Source organism: Dorea sp. Marseille-P4042, assembly GCF_900290215.1.
In the GTDB taxonomy this organism is placed as follows: Bacteria; Bacillota; Clostridia; order Lachnospirales; family Lachnospiraceae; genus Dorea; species Dorea formicigenerans.
In genome coordinates this window covers 1560081-1578750 of record NZ_OLMI01000002.1, presented here as the reverse complement: position 1 = coordinate 1578750, position 18670 = coordinate 1560081, and the positions used below count along the sequence as shown (strand labels likewise).

Genomic DNA, 18670 nt, shown 5'->3' with positions numbered 1-18670 from the left:
GGTCAAGAAAACTACTAGCTTTCTTATCCCTTTTACTGTTTTAAGGTCGACATTGTCATTCAATGTCCGTTCTGAATTTTCTCTTAAAGAATCTTCAGGGTTGTTGTCTATTATTTAATTATCAAGGTTCTTTTTCTTGTTGTCATCTCAGCGACAGCTTATTTATATTATCACATTCGCAATCGCTTGTCAACAACTTTTTTATTTTTCTTTTTTGCTGTTTGTTCCGATTATCTCTGTCGTTCGGAACAGCTTATCTAGAATATCATAATTATTAACTCTTGTCAATAATTTTTTATTCTTTTTTTGATTCTTAAGAATTGTTTTCTCGCGAATCAGCTTAGTTATAATATCATTTGGACAACCATATGTCAATACTTTTATTCATCTTTTTTTACATCTTTTACTCATTAATTTTCCGCATCTATACTTAGTGTTTACACGCATATAACATACAAAATATAGTGCCCATTATTACAATCTTATCTATAATAAATAGGTCCCATTATTTTTGCCAGATTCTCTTCTTTGATGTTCTTTATGATATTTTCTTCTACATATTCAAGAATGCCTCGGCATTCTTGCTGCGAGGTGCGCGTCATGCAATTGCATGACATACTTCTACTGTGCACCTCTGCAATCAATTCTTCTATTGCATCTTCCTCAATATCTACCTGCTCTATTTGATACTCCTTGATCAGTTTTGGTCAAATGTATCCTTTCACAAGTTGCTTTTTGTCTCTTATCGTATATGGAGGTAATCCTACAATGTCCAGACGATCCTGTAATATCGGCGACAACGGTTCAAGACTATTAGCTGTTGCCACAAAAATTACATTTGACAGATCCAGTGGAAATCCCAGATAGTTATCTACAAATTTTGAACGGTCACTGTCTAATATGTCAAGAAGTACATTTTCCGGGCAGCCATGTTCGATGGAACTTCCCATTTTGTCAATTTCATCCAATACGATCAATGGGCAGAAGCTTTTCCAATGTACCAGAGCATCCACAATCCTTCCCGGCTTGGCATGATTGAATACTGTCTGTGTTCCTCGTAGAAATAATGCATCCGAAACACCTGCCAGTGATATTTTCACACAAGGTCTTCCCATCGCCTTTGCAATCGAAACTGCAATGGATGTCTTGCCTGCTCCGGGAGATCCAGCAAGCAGCATAACTGCCCCGTAGTTCTTTCCAAGGTACTTCTGGCAAGCCATATAACGTAATACCTTCTCTTTTACCTCCAGCATAGCATAATGGGCACTATCCAACATCGTCTTGGCTTCTTTTCTTCTATACGTGTAGTTTATTTAAAAAGATAGTACCCCAGTCAAATGTAAATTTCAAGTAGCGGTCTTTGCTTAGAACGAAAAAAAGAGATTTGGAATTTCTTCCAAATCTCTTACCTACGGAGAAAGAGGGATTTGAACCCTCGCGCCGGTCACCCGACCTACACCCTTAGCAGGGGCGCCTCTTCAGCCTCTTGAGTATTTCTCCAGCAAAAATGATTATACTAGAGGTTTACCCTAATGTCAATCATTTTTTTACTTTATTTTTTCAATCTCTTACTTCACATTTGCACTGGCACTATTTCCTTCACTCTGAGTACTCTTGTGCTCTTTTGTCAATGAAAATCCACGACCGCTGACTTCTCTGACTTCACTTACAATCACAAAGCTTTCCGGATCAATATTCTTTACAATACGCTCCAACTGATGCAGTTCACGGTTTGACACAACAACGAGAAGCACCTGGCGGTCTTCCTGTGAATATCCACCCTCTGCACGCAGAATTGTAAGTCCCCGGTCCAGATGCCCGATAATCGCCTGACGGATTGGCTCCGGATTTCTGCTGATGATTTTAACCTCCATTTTCGAGCCACCAAGGAGCAATACCTTATTCAGCACTGTTGTATAGGTTATAACAAGAATAACTCCATATAACAGCATCTCAGGAGGTATGAGGATAGCCTGACCAAGCAGTATACATATATCAAATACATTCAGGCTGACTGACACAGGTATCTTAAAATATTTATTCAAAATCAACGGAGGAATATCCATACCTCCGGTGGATGCTCCCATACGAATGACGCTTCCAAGTCCCACTCCGATTCCCAGCCCTGAGAATATCGTATTCAGCCAGATATCGTCTGTAAAATGTACATTTGCAAAGATCTGTCCGAATAACTCCAGGCAGATTGGATAGGTAAATGTACTTACAATAGTTGTAAATGCGAATTTCTTTCCAAGAAAAATAAATCCGACTACCAGCATCACAATATTAAATCCCAGCACGAATATCGAAACGGATAATCCGGTCAATCTGTTCACTAAAAGTGCAATACCTGTCGTTCCTCCGGTCGGCAGTCCTGACGGAAGCAGAAATAATACTGCGACCGCTGCGTACATAGCATTTCCAATAATAACTGTCAACAATGTTATTCCCCGCTGTAACATTGTCTGATTTTTGTTTTTCACAATTTTCTTCCTCCGAAATCACATACTTATATTCCGGATACTGCCAATTCTCCTACATACACTGATGGAGCAATTACACTTGCGCAATCCGGATATGTAGATATGTAATCATTTGCGATTCCCTGAATCTGACCAAGCATGTCAAAGAAATTACCTGCAATCGTCACCTGACAAAATGCATCTGTTTCCTGGCCATTCTCAATCTTTCTTCCTTTTACAATTAATGAAAATGTCCCCGTCATTACATTAATTCCTGCAAATACACCATCTACATCGGTTACAAGGATACCATGACACATTTTTTTCTTCAAGTCCAAAATTGAGGATTCTGTTTTCTCACCCAGATCACATTCAGATTGCAAAATAACATTTGTAATCCCAATTTCCACATCAGATTTTGGCGATTGTTTAAAACCATTTCCTGTAGGTTCGATTTTTAATTTTTTCGCAAGTTCTTTATTTACAAGTTGTGTTTTAAATGTTCCTTCTTTTATCAGGTATTTTTCTTTCACAGGTATTCCTTCATCATCAATTCTACGGCATACTCTGCCCTCTTTCAAATCTGGCACCTCTTTTAATGAAACATTTGCAGATGCAATCTTATCACCCTCACGTCCTGCAAGCGCACTTCTTTCATTTTTAATCCGGTCTGCATAAAATGCCGGAATATACGCTTCCAGTAATTCTGCCATCACGGAGTTTTTCAAAATGACCGGATACTGCCCAGACACAATCGGTTCTGCACCAAGGCCGGCTCTGGCTTCTTTAGCTGTCTCACACGCCAGCTTCTTTGCACTGTCATCTGCCAACTCACTCACATAACAGCATCCTCTGGCATAAGATGCCTGTCCATCCTTCTCCGCCTTTAAATCTGCACGGAGACTGTGGTATCCTGTAGCATCCATGAACCTCTTATCTCCCGGTCCCAATACATAAATCTCTTCCAAATATTGCTCATATCCAAGATAATCCACAAGGTCTATATTCGGGACCTGATAAACTTCTTCCTTTGCCTCTGCAAGCTTTTTCATCACAGTCTCATGGTTCTCCCACATGAACTGCACTTTTTCATCCTCTCCACATGCTTCTTTTGAATTCTTAGCGTTATCCACATCTTCTTCATATTTTTCACCCAGAGCTTCCATATTCTCTCTCAGCATTGTAATTAAAGCTTCTGCTCCCGGAAGAACTGTCCAGTAAGACTTTTCTTTTTTCCCGTCATGAGCAGCCTCGATTACATAGACTGCATCCTCGCTGTCCTGTTTTTTTACAGACTTGTGGCCACGTACACTTGTTGTTCTTGACTTCGTATGAACGACCTGGAAAGAAATGTGAGTATAGCCAGCTTTTTCAAGCTCCTCAGACAGCTTTTCTATTGTTTTCTGCTCTCTGCAATCTAACATATCTCGTCTCCTCCCACTGTCATCTCTGATACTTTTACGGTAGGCTGTCCTGCCCCAATATAGATAGCTCCGCTTCCGGCATAGCAGAACCCCTGACCAAGCTCATAATCCTTTCCTACCTGCTCGACTTTCTGAAGGATATCCCCTCCTGTTCCAATCAGAGTGGCACTGTGAACCGGCACCGTAATCTCTCCGTGTTCAATCAGAAATGTTTCTCCCGTATTAAAGTTGAACTCGCCGGTAATACTGTTGACCGAACCTGCATTGATACTCTTTACATAGATTCCACGGTCTACAGACGCAATCATTTTCTCTACGTCATCACTGCCCGGTGCAATATAAGTGTTGCTCATTCTTGCCACCGGCGCAAACCGATAGCTCTCGCGGCGACTGCTTCCATTTGCAGACAGACCAAGTTTCTTTCCATTCAGGCGGTCCACCAAATAATTCTTTAAGATTCCATCTTTAATCAGCACATTTTTTCTTGTCAATTCACCTTCATCGTCGATATAGCCAGATCCCCAGCCATCACGAATACTTCCGTCATCAATCAGTGTCACTTTCTCAGAAGCGACTTTTGTACCTAATTTTCCCGAAAATTCACTTCCATTGTCAGAAACAGAAGTCGCTTCCAGAGAATGACCGCAGGCCTCATGGAAGAACAGTCCTCCGAATCCATTAGCAATAATGACTGGCATTCTTCCTGTCGGGCAAGCTCTGGCTCCCAGACAGCGGATGGCATTCTGTGCGACCTTTCTGGCACACTCTTCTACATTTATCTGTTTCAGGAACTCATAACCTCCCATTGCCCCAGGTCCATAATAACTCCGCTGCACGTCCTGGTCGTCACGGACAACCGCCTCAATAGAGAGTCTTGTCTTCATGCGGTGGTCTTCCATGTAGCAACCTTCCGAATTGGCAATCTGCACATGCTGATCCATATCCAAATATTTCAGATACATCTGCGAAATCTGACTACTATATGCAAGTCCTGCTTTGTCGCATTTTTCCATAAGTTTCATCTTATCTTTAACAGAAGCACTTTGGAAATATTCTGTCGTGCTGTCATATATTTTCTGATCTGCAGACAGCTTCTCCCAGTCCGGTCTGACTGGTTCCCCTGCTTTCCAGTTTTCTTTTAACAGACGGAAAAGATTCTCTTCTCTCTCATCTTCTGTGTAGAAATATGCACACTGGTCGCCGGAAAATATACGGATTCCTACTCCTGATTCAATTCCTGCCAGTGCCTCTAACATATTTCCACCTGTCATGGCAAGCTGATTCCGTCGTGTATGCTCTGCGAACACTTCTGCAAAATCCCCTCCATGAGACATGATGTAGTCTATGATTTTATCTGTCATATTCTGACTGAGCATGTCTTTTCCTCCTTAACATGTTACATTCAGACCTTTTAGACATGGTCTGTTCAAAATAAATTCAAAAATTGTGAATCAAAATCTTATTTTTCTCCGTCTTTATCAAACAGGTGGCACGCCACAAAATGATCCGACTCTATCTCTCTGAACACTGGGGACTCCTGCGCACACCGCTCGGTCGCATATTTACACCTGGTACGGAATTTACATCCAGATGGTGGATTCAATGGACTTGGAACCTCACCTTCCAGTTTCGTCTTTTCCTTCTGGCTCTCATAATCAGGATCTGCTTCCGGGATTGCTGAGATCAACGCCTGTGTATACGGATGCTTCGGAGATGAATACAGCACTTCATTGCTTGCCAGCTCCACGAAGGATCCAAGATACATAACTCCGACACGGTCGGAAATGTGTTTCACCATGGACAGGTCATGGGAAATGAACAGATAAGTCAGTCCCATCTCTCTCTGCAATTTGATCAGAAGATTGACGACCTGTGCCTGAATAGAAACATCCAGCGCAGAGATTGGCTCATCACACATAATAAACTTCGGTTCTACCGCCAGCGCGCGGGCAATACCGACACGCTGTCTCTGACCACCGGATAACTCATGAGCAAAACGGTTGGCATATTCAGCATTTAAACCTACTTTATTTAACAGATCTGCGACTCTTTCATCCATTTCTTTCTGAGAAAGTTTCAAATGTACATGCATTCCTTCACTGATAATCTCTCCGATTGTCATACGTGGGTCCAGAGATGCATACGGATCCTGGAATATGACCTGAACATCCTTTTTGAAAGATAACAGTTCCTTTCCATGAAGTTTGGATACATCTTTTCCTTCAAAAAGAATCTTTCCCTTTGTCGGCTCATACAACTTGATAATCGTTCTTCCGCAAGTTGTCTTTCCACAACCAGATTCTCCAACAAGACCAATCGTCTCGCCTTTTCGAATCTTCAGATTAATTCCGTCTACAGCCTTTACGACCTTTTTCTTTCCTGCCGGAAAATATTTACAAAGGTCTTCTACTTCAAAGATATAATTATTCTGATCCATTATTTTGCCTCCTTATCATAGAAGGATTCTACCTTCGGTGCTTTTGGATGCTGCAGCCAGCATGACACCTTATGTGTATCACTTAAGGATGTCTCTCTTGGATTTCTCTCTTTACAGATTCCCATGCAGTACTCACATCTGGATGCAAATGGGCATTCATGTAATGGAAGCAGGAGATCCGGAGGTGTTCCCTTTAACGCATATAATTCTTCTTTTGATTCATTGGTAACCTTTGGCACGGAACTTAAAAGCGCCCATGTATACGGATGTTTGCTTTCATAGAAAATCTCACGGGCAGTTCCCCTCTCTACGACCTGGCCTGCATACATAACCTGAATACGGTCCGCGAAATTAGCCACAACACCAAGGTCATGTGTTACCAGAATAATAGCTGTATTAGATTTTTCTTTTAATTCGCGCATCAGATCCATAATCTGTGCCTGGATTGTTACATCAAGCGCAGTTGTTGGTTCATCTGCAATCAGAATTTTCGGATTACATGCAAGTGCAATGGCAATCATAACACGTTGTCTCATACCACCGGATAATTCATGCGGATAATTATCAATTCGAGATTCCGGGCTTGGAATCTTGACCATCTCAAGCATACGGATAGCTTCTTTTCTTGCCTCTGCCTTATTCATGCCACGATGAATGATCAGACTTTCCATAATCTGCTTACCAATGGTCATCGTAGGATTCAGTGAAGTCATTGGATCCTGAAAAATCATACTGATTTCGTCTCCGCGAAACTTATATAATTCTTTGTCCGTCATTTTCATGACATCTTTTCCATTACAGACAATCTTCGACTCCGGTTTAATCTCTGCGAATGGCGGTTTTAAAAGACGCATGACAGCTTTGGCCGTTACGGTCTTTCCACATCCTGACTCTCCTACGAATGCAAGCGTCTCACCTTTTTTTAATTCAAAGCTGACACCACGGACAGCTTTTACTTCTCCTGCATAAGTCTGAAAAGAAACATGCAGATTATCTACTTCTAATACTTTTTCATTTTCCATCTTCATCTACCTCCAGACTATTTTCTAAGTTTCGGATCTAATGCGTCACGAAGTCCGTCACCAAGCAAAGTAAAACTCAGCATTGTAAGGGCAATCATAATTGCCGGGAACAAAAGCTGTGTTGGATAGAACATAAAGTTCTGCTGAGCGGCAGATGCAAGAGCTCCCCAGCTTGTCTGTGGCGGCTGGATTCCAAGTCCTACATAACTTAAGAACGCCTCTGAGAAAATGTATCCTGGAATATCAAATGTAATAGCTACGATAATCATACCGAGTGTATTTGGAATCATATGTTTCATAATAATTTTCATCGGCGATACACCGAGTGCATTTGCTGCAAGGACAAATTCCTGTGATTTCAGCTGAAGCATCTGTCCACGCACCAGTCTGGCAATTCCACACCATCCTGTCAGTGTCAAGGCAATCAGCATCGTTCCAAGACTCTTGCTGTCCGTCATCACAGAAATCAGGATAACAATCAAAAGATATGGAATACTTAAAAGAACCTCTACAATACGCATCATGATATCGTCCACAATTCCTCCAAAATATGCTGCGATACCTCCATAGATACTTCCGATCAAACTGGCTACAAGCGCTCCTGTAATACCAATCAAAAGAGAGACACGTCCCGCCTGCCATACTCTGGCAAACAGATCACGTCCAAGGTCATCTGTTCCGAACCAATGTGCTGCACTTGGTCCCTGATTGATTGCACCCGAATCAATTTTCTCATATCCATATCCACTGATGGCCGGTCCGAATATAATGAAAAATATAAGAACAAGAAGGATAATACCTGCCAGAAGCGCTACTTTATTTTCTTTAAATCTTCTCCATGCATCGGCCCAGTATCCGATTCTCGGACGAGCAGGAACCTCTTCATCTTTCTCAAGTCCGATGATTTCAAACATTTCATCTGGGATATTTTCTGTCATATCAAATGTATTCTGGTTTTCCATCATGTATCTTCCTCCTAATCAACCCGGATTCTAGGATCCAGAACTGTATATGCAATATCTACGATCAACTGTACAAATACAAATAAAAATGCTGCAAATACAGTGGTTCCGATAATCATCGTGTAATCTCGGTCATTAATTGAATTGATGTAATAAAATCCAAGTCCTGGTATTCCAAATATTTTTTCTACAACGAAAGAACCTGTAAAGATTCCGGATATCTGGCCTACGAGAAGTGTCATACATGGGAGAAATGCATTTTTCATAACATGTTTGCGGATCACATTGAATCTGCTGACACCTTTTGCTTCCGCTGTCAGAATATAATCTTGATTCATAACATCCAGCATATTGGACTTTACATAACGAGCATAAGTGGCAATCGTGCCAAAACTCAATACAACGGTCGGAAGAACCACATTCTGCCAGCTTCCCCATCCTGTTGTTGGCAACACTCCGAGTTGTACACAGAATACAAACTGAAGAAGTGATGCCAGTACGAATACTGGAACCGTAATACCCAGTATTGCTATGAACATGACTATGTAATCAGGCCACTTATTTTTATGAAGTGCGGCCACGATTCCAAGAATAATACCTAAAAATACTCCAACAATCAGCGCCAGTCCTCCCGGAGTCGCTGAAACTTTGGAATTTTCAAGAAGTGTGTCTGTTATATAAGTTCCAGGATATTTTAAGGACTCACCAAGATCACCTTTCGTAATCAGATTCTTCATAAAAATTCCATACTGTTCCGTTGTGGATTTGTCCAGTCCATATTTTGCATAATAATTTGCTTTTGTCTGCTCAGGAAGATTTCTTGCCATGTGGGCAAGCGGATCTCCCGGAATACTGTGCATCATATAAAATGTGGCTGTAATGATGATTACGAGAGTAACAATCATATAACCGATTCTTTTTACAAGAAATTTTTTCATATTATCCACTCCTGTTAAAAATACCGCCGCTCTTAGATTAAGCGGCGGTAAAATTCTTATCTTTTACTATCTTGCACTTGTATCTACATATTTCAGTCCACTTGTTGAACTTGCCAGTTTATTGTAATTCTTCACATACTGATAATAATAAGAATGTGTACATTCATTTACGTTCGGGCTGATAACACAGTCATCTGCCAGAAGAATATTTTCTGCCTGTTTGTAAAGGTCAACTCTTGTCTTTTCATCCATCTCTTTTCTTGCCTGAGCAATAAGACTGTCATACTGCTCATTCTGCCAGAATACAGGAACCATGTTAGAACCACCGGCAAATACTTCCATCATAGCCATTGGATCATCATAGTCGATAGTCCAGGTCATCATAGCAATCTGGAATTCACCATTATTCGTCTTACTCTGGAATGTTCCCCACTCATTGAAGTCAAGCTCAACTTTTACTCCAAGAATTTTCTCCCACATCTGCTGACAATATGCTGCATAAGTTCTTGTCCACTCAGTTGTACCACTTAATGTATATGTAATATTTAATGTAGATGGATCACTTCCGAGTCCTAATTCCTGCATACCTTTAAGAAGTAACTCTTTTGGATCTTCTGTAATAGATTTTAATGGCTCTTCTACCTGATTACGATACTCTCCAAGTTCACCCGTTGATGTAGAATATGGAACCCAGCCGTATAATGGTTTGTGGATATCATTGTAAATAACAGAACACATATCTTCACGGTTTACTGCCATTGTGAAAGCTTTTCTGATGTTTACATTGCTGAATATTTTGTCCTGGCAGTTAAAGAAATCGTATCTTACTGTCGGGATTAGTGCTTCAACAACATCAACTTTGTCTTTCTTATCAAATCTTTCGATCCACTCTTTATCAGCACATGCAACATAATCCAAAGATCCACTGTCGAAGGAGTTGAATCTTGCTGTCTGGTCTGATACAATCTGATAATTTACTTTATCTAATTTTACAGAATCTTTATCCCAGTAATTTTCATTTTTCTCTAATTCGATTTTAGAATTACGTTTCCAGCTTGTCATCTTGAATGGTCCACATCCGACCATAGATTCTACATTTGCGCCATAGCTCTCTCCGTATTTTTCTACCAGATCTTCACGAACCGGATACATAGCTCTTGTATCTGTCAGAGAAAGGAAATATGGTACCGAGTACTCTAATGTAATCTCAAGTGTTTTATCATCGACTGCTTTTACGCCAAGTTCAGACACATCTTTTTCTCCATTGTAGATTGCTTCACCGTTCTTAATACATGTAATGTAAAATGCATTTGGTGAACCAGCTTCCGGGTCAAGTGTCTGCTTCATTCCGTATACGTAATCATCTGCTGTAACCGGCTCGCCATCAGACCACTTATTATCACGAAGATGGAATGTCCAGACGGTACCGTCATCATTAGATTCCCATGATTCTGCTCCGGCACCTTTACGTTCCTGCTTATCTCCATCTTCTTCCAGACGCGTCAAAGGCTCCATAATATTTCTCAGGATTCCCATACTGTAAGTATCATTACCTTTGACCGGATCCATCGTTGTCGGATCTGTGTCCAGATACGTGTTGTAATACGTTCCGTCTGCTGACTTTTTGTCACTTCCACCACCACAGGCTGTCAGGGAAAATACCATAACAGCTGCGAGAAGTGCACTTATGATTTTCTTTTTCATAGATTAACCTCCTTTTTCCGTTGCATCTATAATATTTGTCTATATTATATCAAATGCTTTAATTTTGGTCTATCTTTTTGTAATAAAAATTGGTGCTATACTACACCTTCAGTAATATTGCACCAATTTTCTTATATCTTCACTTTATTTTCGCTTTATTTTCAGTCTATTTTACTAATCCGTTATTGTTCTTTAATTCTTTTTTTGCACGCTAATTCTCATTAAGTTCTGTCTTGCCCTGCTTTAATTTTATAGCGGAGGTCAACAAATTCAGCATAAGCATCGGTGATGTCAATGTATTCAGAAAAACACGCGTCATAGTCGGAGCTGTCAATGTCAAGTCTGCGCACTGCGCCACTGCTGTGTCCAGACGGTCAGTAATTGCCAGTATTTTTGCATTCTGCATTCTTGCCCGCTCTGTCACTTTCGTTGTCATAAAGTAGTAATCCGGAAATGAAATCGGTATGAGCAGAGATTCTTCTGTCAGTGAATTCAACATTCCATAAACATCATCATTCAATTCTGTATTTGCAGTAATTCCAAGGACCTCACAAGAAGAGAGTCTGTTTTTCATATATTCCGCCAGCGTCCAGGAAATGCCTCTTCCACAGATAAAAATCTGCTTACTATTCAAAATCAAATCTGCCGCTTCAAAATATTTTTTTAAATCAATATTTTGCCAGTAATCCGTAATAGCTTTGACCTCTTCATCTCCAATCTCTGACAGAACCTTTTCCCGGTTATCATGTTCATATTTGGGAACTTTCTCTGTATAGACACTGCTATCGTCCAGAACATCCGTCTTTTGTTTCTGAATTATATCCTTGCGAAATTCATATTTAATCTGGGTAAAACCTTCATAGCCAAGTGATGCACATGTATTAAGTATCGTAATCTCTGTTACTCCGATGTTCTGACTCAACTCTTTCAATGTAATATATGCCATCTCATCCGGATGATCAATCATATACTTTGCAACCATGTACTGTTTTCTTGTAAGCTCTGTGCTTCTCTTTTTGATATTTTCTATAATGACCATGATTTCTTCTCTCTTTCCATCTGACCGCTTTGATTTTTCTTAGTATACCTTACTTTGATATCTCTGCGCAACTATATTACTATAAAGTTATTATAAAATCACTATATTTTATTTTTACCATATAGTATTGTATCACTTTAACGTGACGAATTATAAAAAGGATATAGTTCCCCTTCCCCCATATGAATGCTATTATGAAATTCTATGCGGCAGTTGCAACTTTTTTCTGTTTGTTACGATATTTATAAAGACTCTGTCCGATAGAAACGAGAAATACTTCAATCAATATGTCTTGAAATATTTCTTCAATGGAATCAGCAAGTACTTCGTTGATGAAGTAGCCGAAAGTACGGTAAGAAGGTGCTTGATGATCCATAAGATATATGAAGCGGAGATTAACTTTACACTGGTTCTCCAGTGCGATTTCTCCCATAAATCTGTCAAAAGTCAGCACTGGATCACAGATGTCCAAATAATCTTGAATTAGCATTGGCAAAACTGCCTGTTTTGGGTTAGAATAGATTATGTTATTAATTTTTTCACAGCCCCTTCAATCATTTACTTTATGAATTTTTTCTTCTGCGAAGTACGATAATCACAACTACAATTGCTGCAATAGAAAGAATTGCAAATAATCCAATCTGGGCTGTATCTCCTGTTTTCACAGTTTTTACTACATCCACAAGTTTTTGATTATGATTTTCCTTCGTATTTTTGGTAACTTTTGTCACGCCCAGTTTTTTATCGTAGATTCTTAAGGCTGTATCACTTGTCTTCTCCGCATCCGGACCTGATGTAATGCTCAGAATTCCATATGCATCAATTATAAATTCTGTATCTTCAGCAAGATCATATCCTTCTGGTGCAGATACCTCACATAAAATATACGATGTATCAACATTCAATTTTCGCTCAAATGACTCGGCTGAATCTCCTGTCGTCCACTCTGCTACAATCTTACCTGCTGGAGATGAAACTTCTTTGAAGTAATAAGTTCCTGGTTCTACATTTTCAAATGTCATATAACCATTTTCATCTGATATCCGTGTGCCTATCAGAATGTCGCGGCCTTCACCACTAAGTATTTTATACAGTGCATAAGTTGCTCCCTTAAGCGGATCTTTACTGCCGTCTTTAGATTTGTCTCGAATCTGACGGAATCAATTCTTTAATTGTGTAATTATAATCTCCAACTTCATCAAATATAATGGAATCAAAGAGTACAGAACCATTGTCTGTATTTTTCTTAGTATCGATCAAGTTATTATTCCCATCAAATAACTGGAATGTAAATTCTCCCGGCTGATGTTCAGCATTATTTAATACTTTCTTAGCCGCTGGATCAATAGCTGCTGCTGTTACAGACATCTTATTTTCAAATGAGATTCTATCTACACTCTCGGATGAGTTCTCCACATTTGTTCCATTTTTTATGTAAGTTATAGACATATCCATGTTTTCATCCACATTTACCATAACGGTATATACAGACGGATCATATTCAATATCGCTAACGGTATTTTCCCCCTGCTCATTAATCTCTTTTACAGTGTAAGAATAAGTTCCTGCTGTATAATATGGAATTGTACGGAATGTAATATTACCGGAAGCATCGTTTGTTTTTGTTTCAATCAATGTTCCACTTGAATCATACAGTCCAAATCGGAATTCTCCGGCTTCCAGATTACCACCTGTCAATGTCTTAGTTCCTGTAATCGTGGCAAGAGCATAATCCATGCTCATCGTCATAAAGTGATAGTTATTAAATATCAGGAATTCATCGTCCTCTACTGGCTCAAATGTATTTCCAACATCACCTTCGTATCCAACATAACTCCACACACTCCGACAGGCTAAATGGAATCATGGATCGTTTTCTGGATCTGACTTCTTACAAGTTCCGCGATATCATTCGTCTTCATGTCTTTATAATCATCATAGTACAGCGGTTTTAAAAAATGTACCTGCACTGTGACCGGTGCGATACTGTTAGTGTCAAATGGCTTGAAAGAATCGATCAGTGCAACCGGCACGATCGGACATTTTGCTTTCGTTGCTGCTTTAAAGCTTCCGCCTTTAAACTCCAGCATCTCATTTCCCATCTTAGATCTTGTTCCTTCCGGGAAAATGAGATAATTTCTTCCGTTCTTTACCTCATTTGTCACATTTACAATGACCTGCAGTGACTGACGGATATCATTACGATCCATCATATATGCTTTCATACATTTGAAAACTTGTTTTAAAAATGGCACATTTTCCACTTCTTTTTTGGCAACTACGGAAAATGGCTTCGGGCAGACATCTACAAGTGCCAGTACATCGTAAAGTCCCTGATGATTTGGGAAGAACATAAAGCCGTTTTCTTCTGGGATATTCTCAAGCCCGTGGGCATCTATGGTCACATTTCCACCCTTATTAGCTCGGTGTGTGATGAACTGGAGCATCCGGTAATGTTCTTCTTCTGTGTATTTGTCTACGTGGGATGCATGATAACATAATTTTGCCCACATCCACGGAACAAGTAAAATGTTCCGAAGAACCATCATTATGATTCGTTTCATATCTTCTTGTACTCCTTTATGGCACTTTCGTACAGATAACCGCCCTCGCAATCAGCGACTACGATCACCGGGAAATCTTCCACATAAAGCTTGCGGATAGCTTCCGTTCCAAGATCATCATAAGCTACGACCTCAGAAGTCTTAATACATTTTGAAAGAAGCGCTCCTGCTCCTCCCACTGCCGCAAAGTAAACACTTCCGTTTCTTTTGACAGCATCCAGTACTTCCTTACTTCTCTTACCTTTTCCAATCATGGCTGTGAGGCCAAGATCCAGAAGCTTCGGCGCATAACGGTCCATACGGCTCGCAGTTGTCGGACCTGCAGAACCAATCGGACGCCCTTCTCTCGCCGGAGATGGTCCCATGTAATAAATCGTCTGTCCAACCATATCTACCGGAAGATTTTCTCCATTTTTAAGAGCATCATCCATTCTCTTGTGAGCGGCATCTCTCGCCGTGTAGATAGTTCCTGTAATGTATACATAATCTCCTGCTCTGAGCTTACGGGATACTTCTTTGCTGATTGGTGCTTTTATATGCTTCTCCATGACTATACCTCCCTCACAATGTGTCTGTTGACGTGACAGCAAATATTGATTCCTACCGGAAGTCCCGCAATGTGAGTCGGGTATGTATTAACATTTACCGCAAGAGCTGTTGTTGTTCCTCCAAGACCTCCAGGTCCGATACCAAGCTTATTGATCGTCTCAAGCATCTCTTCTTCCAGATCCTTGACCCACTGGATGTCTGAGTGTGTGCCAACTTCACGTGTCAGGGCATCCTTTGCCATAAGAGCACATTTTTCAAAGGTACCACCAATTCCGACACCGACTACCATCGGCGGACAGGCATTCGGTCCCGCATCCTGAACAGCTGTCAGAATTGCATTCTTCACACCTTCAATCCCATCTGCAGGCTTCAGCATAAAGACACGGCTCATATTCTCGCTTCCAAATCCCTTCGGAGCAACTTTAATCTTTACTTTATCCCCCGGCACAATGTTATAGTGAATAACTGCCGGTGTGTTATCTTTCGTATTCTCACGGATGATCGGGTCACCTACAACAGACTTTCTAAGATATCCTTCCACATATCCCTGGCGCACACCCTCATTGATGGCATCCGTAAGACTTCCACCTTCAAAGTGTACCTCCTGACCAACTTCTATGAACACGACCGCCATACCGGTATCCTGACAGATTGGGATCATATCCTCTCCTGCAATCTTTAAATTCTCCTGAAGCTGTGTCAGAATCTGCTTTCCAAGCGGTGCTTCCTCCGTCTCCACAGCCTTTTTCATCGCTATATCCATATCCTCAGACAGAAAATGATTCGCCTGAATACACATTTCTTTAATATTTCTCGTAACTATACTTACATCGACTGAACGCATAATGATCTCCTTTCATCTCTTTTTTCATTTTACCCTGTCCCTTAGTGATATACAAGACAAAAAAATCTGCAGCCTCGGATTTTCATGTCCTGCAGCTGCAGATTTTTTTATAGTCTTATTAAGTTTTCTTTTCTCAGACAGTATAACTTTTATTCTTCGTCACTTTCTAATGCCAGTGATTCTACGTCTAGCTGGTCCACTTCTACTCCGTCTTCGCCGAAGATTTCTTTCTTTTTGGCTTCTTCTTTTTCTTCGTCTCTGACTTTTGCGATACTTGCTACGGTCTCTTTATCTTTCAGGTTGATGAGTTTGACTCCGGATGTGATTCTTCCGAGTAAGGAGATTCCGGAACACAGCATACGGATGATGATTCCGTCCGTATTTATGATCATAATCTCATCGTCTTCGTCAACTGCCTTGATTCCGATGACATTTCCTGTCTTTTCGGTAATCTTGTAACACTTCACTCCTTTGCCGCCACGGTTCTGTGCTGTAAATTCACTGATGTCTGTACGTTTACCCATACCTTTTTCAGATACGATCAAAAGGTCATGTCCCTGGGTCACAAGCTGCATTCCAATCACTTCGTCGCGGTCTGCAAGGTTGATTCCGCGTACTCCCATGGAGTTACGTCCTGTTGCTCTTACGTCGGTCTCATTAAAGCGGATACACTGACCATACTTCGTTGCAAGAATGATTTCCTGATTATTGTCTGTGAATTTTACTTCGATCAGTTCATCCTCATCACGCAGTGTAATTGCGGCAAGTCCTGTCTTTCTTACATTCATGTACTCGCGAAGAGATGTCTTCTTCACAAGACCTTTCTTTGTTGCCATGATCAGATAATCCTGGTCGCGGTAGTAATCAATCGGAATTACAGCAGTAATCTTCTCGCCCGGCATTAACTGGAGCAGGTTGATGATCGCAGTTCCTCTTGATGTGCGGCTTGCCTCCGGAATCTCGTAACCTTTCAGTCTGTAGACACGTCCGGTGTTCGTAAAGAACATAATGTAGTGGTGCGTATTCGTCATGAAAAGCTCTTCCACATAGTCTTCATCCAGAGTCTGCATACCTTTAATTCCCTTACCGCCACGATTCTGTGCCTTAAATGTATCATCAGACATACGCTTGATGTAACCAAGCTTTGTCATGGTAATTACAATATTCTCCTTCGGAATCAGATCCTCCATGGAAATGTCATACTCGTCAAATCCGATGGATGTTCTTCTGTCATCACCATATTTATCCTTAATGACAAGGATTTCTTCACGAATCACTCCAAGAAGTAATTTTTCGTCTGCCAGAATTGCCTCCAGTCTCTCAATCTGAGCCATAAGTTCTGCATATTCTTTCTCAAGCTTCTCTCTTTCCAATCCGGTCAGAGCACGCAGACGCATATCTACGATAGCCTGAGCCTGAACATCATCCAGTTCGAATTTCTCCATGAGTTCTGCTTTTGCAGCCTGTACCGTACTGGAACCACGGATGATTCGGATAACTTCGTCAATATTATCAAGCGCGATCAATAATCCTTTTAAGATATGCGCTCTTTCTTTTGCTTTGTTCAGTTCGTACTTTGTACGACGTGTCACAACATCTTCCTGATGCTTCAGGTAATATCCAAGAAGCTCTAAAATATTCATGACTTTTGGCTGTTTGCCGACCAGTGCCAGCATGATCACGCCAAATGTATCCTGAAGCTGTGTATGTTTGTAAAGCTGGTTCAGCAATACATTTGCATTGACATCTTTACGAAGTTCAATAACAATACGCATACCTTCACGGCTGGACTGATCACTTAAGTCTGTGATTCCATCCACCTTCTTGTCACGTACCAGCTCTGCGATCTTCTCGATCAGACGGGCCTTATTGACCATGTACGGAAGCTCTGTAACAATGATGCGGCTCTTTCCATTCGGCATCGTCTCAATGTTCGTTACGGCACGTACACGAATCTTACCACGTCCTGTTCGATATGCTTCCTCGATTCCTCTTGTACCAAGAATCTCTCCACCGGTCGGGAAATCTGGTCCCTTAATGATCTCAAGGATTTCTTCCATTGTTGTCTCGCTTTTATCTGCAATCTTGTTATCGATAATTCTGACTACTGCGTCAATGATCTCACGAAGATTGTGCGGCGGGATATTTGTTGCCATACCTACGGCGATACCGGATGTACCGTTCACCAGAAGGTTCGGGAATCTTGCCGGAAGTACAACCGGCTCTTTCTCCGTCTCATCAAAGTTTGGCATGAAGTCTACCGTATCTTTGTTGATATCAGCAGTCAGTTCCATGGAAATCTTACTCAATCTTGCCTCTGTGTAACGCATAGCCGCTGCTCCGTCACCGTCCACAGAGCCGAAGTTTCCATGCCCGTCAACGAGCGGATATCTGGTAGACCATTCCTGAGCCATATTAACCAATGCTCCGTAAATAGAACTGTCACCGTGAGGATGATATTTACCCATTGTATCACCGACGATACGGGCTGATTTTCTGTGCGGTTTATCCGGTCCATTGTTCAGCTCGATCATGGAGTAAAGAATTCTTCTCTGTACAGGTTTCAATCCGTCTCTTACATCTGGAAGCGCACGGGAAGCAATAACACTCATGGCATAATCGATATAGGAGGTCTCCATCGTCTTCTTTAGGTCGACCTCATGGACTTTATCAAAAATATTGTCTTCCATTTATCTATTTTCCTTTCTGCAAAGCGAACATATTT

At 40.9% G+C, this 18670-nt stretch carries 16 protein-coding genes, 1 tRNA gene and 1 pseudogene; all 18 read right to left on the bottom strand.

Annotated elements, in window-relative coordinates; genetic code table 11:
• Nucleotides 1–707 precede the first annotated feature (707 nt).
• The 18 genes and pseudogenes from C7E02_RS13410 to gyrA all read right to left on the bottom strand — a co-directional run bounded on the left by C7E02_RS13410 (nucleotide 708) and on the right by gyrA (nucleotide 18635).
• Nucleotides 708–1277 carry an AAA family ATPase gene (locus tag C7E02_RS13410; protein WP_105309804.1) on the bottom strand — a complete coding sequence of 190 codons (570 nt, stop codon included), beginning with the start codon at nucleotides 1275–1277 and terminating at the stop codon, nucleotides 708–710.
• Nucleotides 1278–1412: 135 nt separating this feature from the next.
• Nucleotides 1413–1500, bottom strand: a tRNA-Ser gene (locus tag C7E02_RS13405).
• A 68-nt stretch (nucleotides 1501–1568) separates the two neighbouring features.
• A complete protein-coding gene (locus C7E02_RS13400; protein WP_022279611.1) occupies nucleotides 1569–2483 on the bottom strand; it encodes a YitT family protein in 915 nt (304 codons plus the stop codon).
• 26 nt (nucleotides 2484–2509) lie between these two features.
• The gene (locus C7E02_RS13395; protein WP_105309803.1) at nucleotides 2510–3886 is read right to left on the bottom strand and encodes a metallopeptidase TldD-related protein; all 1377 of its coding nucleotides are present in this window, start codon (nucleotides 3884–3886) and stop codon (nucleotides 2510–2512) included.
• Nucleotides 3880–5262 carry a TldD/PmbA family protein gene (locus C7E02_RS13390; RefSeq protein WP_105309802.1) on the bottom strand — a complete coding sequence of 461 codons (1383 nt, stop codon included), beginning with the start codon at nucleotides 5260–5262 and terminating at the stop codon, nucleotides 3880–3882. Before C7E02_RS13390 ends, C7E02_RS13395 begins: the two co-directional genes overlap by 7 nt.
• Nucleotides 5263–5345: 83 nt before the next feature.
• On the bottom strand, nucleotides 5346–6323 hold the full coding sequence (locus C7E02_RS13385; protein WP_005342031.1) for an ABC transporter ATP-binding protein: 978 nt from the start codon (nucleotides 6321–6323) through the stop codon (nucleotides 5346–5348).
• Complete coding sequence (locus C7E02_RS13380) at nucleotides 6323–7345, bottom strand: ABC transporter ATP-binding protein (RefSeq protein ID WP_022279613.1); 1023 nt, start codon at nucleotides 7343–7345, stop codon at nucleotides 6323–6325. The genes C7E02_RS13385 and C7E02_RS13380 overlap by 1 nt, the downstream gene beginning before the upstream one ends.
• 17 nt (nucleotides 7346–7362) lie before the next feature.
• Nucleotides 7363–8310: an ABC transporter permease gene (locus tag C7E02_RS13375; RefSeq protein WP_005342035.1), complete on the bottom strand. Its 948-nt coding sequence runs from the start codon at nucleotides 8308–8310 to the stop codon at nucleotides 7363–7365.
• 11 nt (nucleotides 8311–8321) lie between these two features.
• Nucleotides 8322–9245: an ABC transporter permease gene (locus C7E02_RS13370; protein ID WP_005334658.1), complete on the bottom strand. Its 924-nt coding sequence runs from the start codon at nucleotides 9243–9245 to the stop codon at nucleotides 8322–8324.
• A 66-nt stretch (nucleotides 9246–9311) separates the two neighbouring features.
• A complete protein-coding gene (locus tag C7E02_RS13365) occupies nucleotides 9312–10949 on the bottom strand; it encodes a peptide ABC transporter substrate-binding protein (protein ID WP_105309801.1) in 1638 nt (545 codons plus the stop codon).
• 211 nt (nucleotides 10950–11160) lie between these two features.
• Complete coding sequence (locus C7E02_RS13360; protein WP_105309800.1) at nucleotides 11161–11988, bottom strand: MurR/RpiR family transcriptional regulator; 828 nt, start codon at nucleotides 11986–11988, stop codon at nucleotides 11161–11163.
• A 271-nt stretch (nucleotides 11989–12259) separates the two neighbouring features.
• Nucleotides 12260–12478: pseudogene (locus C7E02_RS13355) on the bottom strand (transposase); the annotation flags it as partial.
• A 73-nt stretch (nucleotides 12479–12551) separates the two neighbouring features.
• Nucleotides 12552–13139: a prealbumin-like fold domain-containing protein gene (locus C7E02_RS13350; protein WP_158683047.1), complete on the bottom strand. Its 588-nt coding sequence runs from the start codon at nucleotides 13137–13139 to the stop codon at nucleotides 12552–12554.
• Nucleotides 13123–13830, bottom strand: a complete 708-nt coding sequence (locus tag C7E02_RS13345; protein WP_105309798.1) for a Spy0128 family protein — start codon at nucleotides 13828–13830, stop codon at nucleotides 13123–13125. The genes C7E02_RS13350 and C7E02_RS13345 overlap by 17 nt, the downstream gene beginning before the upstream one ends.
• 11 nt (nucleotides 13831–13841) lie before the next feature.
• Complete coding sequence (locus tag C7E02_RS13340) at nucleotides 13842–14552, bottom strand: lysophospholipid acyltransferase family protein (RefSeq protein ID WP_005342067.1); 711 nt, start codon at nucleotides 14550–14552, stop codon at nucleotides 13842–13844.
• Nucleotides 14549–15100 carry a Fe-S-containing hydro-lyase gene (locus C7E02_RS13335; protein ID WP_005334669.1) on the bottom strand — a complete coding sequence of 184 codons (552 nt, stop codon included), beginning with the start codon at nucleotides 15098–15100 and terminating at the stop codon, nucleotides 14549–14551. The genes C7E02_RS13340 and C7E02_RS13335 overlap by 4 nt, the downstream gene beginning before the upstream one ends.
• Before the next feature lie 2 nt (nucleotides 15101–15102).
• Nucleotides 15103–15945, bottom strand: a complete 843-nt coding sequence (locus C7E02_RS13330; protein WP_005342068.1) for a fumarate hydratase — start codon at nucleotides 15943–15945, stop codon at nucleotides 15103–15105.
• Nucleotides 15946–16094: 149 nt separating this feature from the next.
• Nucleotides 16095–18635, bottom strand: a complete 2541-nt coding sequence (gene gyrA / locus C7E02_RS13325; protein ID WP_022278626.1) for a DNA gyrase subunit A — start codon at nucleotides 18633–18635, stop codon at nucleotides 16095–16097.
• Nucleotides 18636–18670 lie beyond the last annotated feature (35 nt).

Coding starts and splice junctions, on each gene's coding strand:
- C7E02_RS13395 (WP_105309803.1), bottom strand. CDS start 3,886: ATGTTAGATTGCAGAGAGCAGAAAACAATAGAAAAGCTGTCTGAGGAG.
- C7E02_RS13390 (WP_105309802.1), bottom strand. CDS start 5,262: ATGCTCAGTCAGAATATGACAGATAAAATCATAGACTACATCATGTCT.
- C7E02_RS13360 (WP_105309800.1), bottom strand. CDS start 11,988: ATGGTCATTATAGAAAATATCAAAAAGAGAAGCACAGAGCTTACAAGA.
- C7E02_RS13340 (WP_005342067.1), bottom strand. CDS start 14,552: ATGAAACGAATCATAATGATGGTTCTTCGGAACATTTTACTTGTTCCG.
- C7E02_RS13380 (WP_022279613.1), bottom strand. CDS start 7,345: ATGGAAAATGAAAAAGTATTAGAAGTAGATAATCTGCATGTTTCTTTT.
- C7E02_RS13410 (WP_105309804.1), bottom strand. CDS start 1,277: ATGTTGGATAGTGCCCATTATGCTATGCTGGAGGTAAAAGAGAAGGTA.
- C7E02_RS13375 (WP_005342035.1), bottom strand. CDS start 8,310: ATGATGGAAAACCAGAATACATTTGATATGACAGAAAATATCCCAGAT.
- gyrA (WP_022278626.1), bottom strand. CDS start 18,635: ATGGAAGACAATATTTTTGATAAAGTCCATGAGGTCGACCTAAAGAAG.
- C7E02_RS13365 (WP_105309801.1), bottom strand. CDS start 10,949: ATGAAAAAGAAAATCATAAGTGCACTTCTCGCAGCTGTTATGGTATTT.
- C7E02_RS13385 (WP_005342031.1), bottom strand. CDS start 6,323: ATGGATCAGAATAATTATATCTTTGAAGTAGAAGACCTTTGTAAATAT.
- C7E02_RS13370 (WP_005334658.1), bottom strand. CDS start 9,245: ATGAAAAAATTTCTTGTAAAAAGAATCGGTTATATGATTGTTACTCTC.
- C7E02_RS13330 (WP_005342068.1), bottom strand. CDS start 15,945: ATGCGTTCAGTCGATGTAAGTATAGTTACGAGAAATATTAAAGAAATG.
- C7E02_RS13335 (WP_005334669.1), bottom strand. CDS start 15,100: ATGGAGAAGCATATAAAAGCACCAATCAGCAAAGAAGTATCCCGTAAG.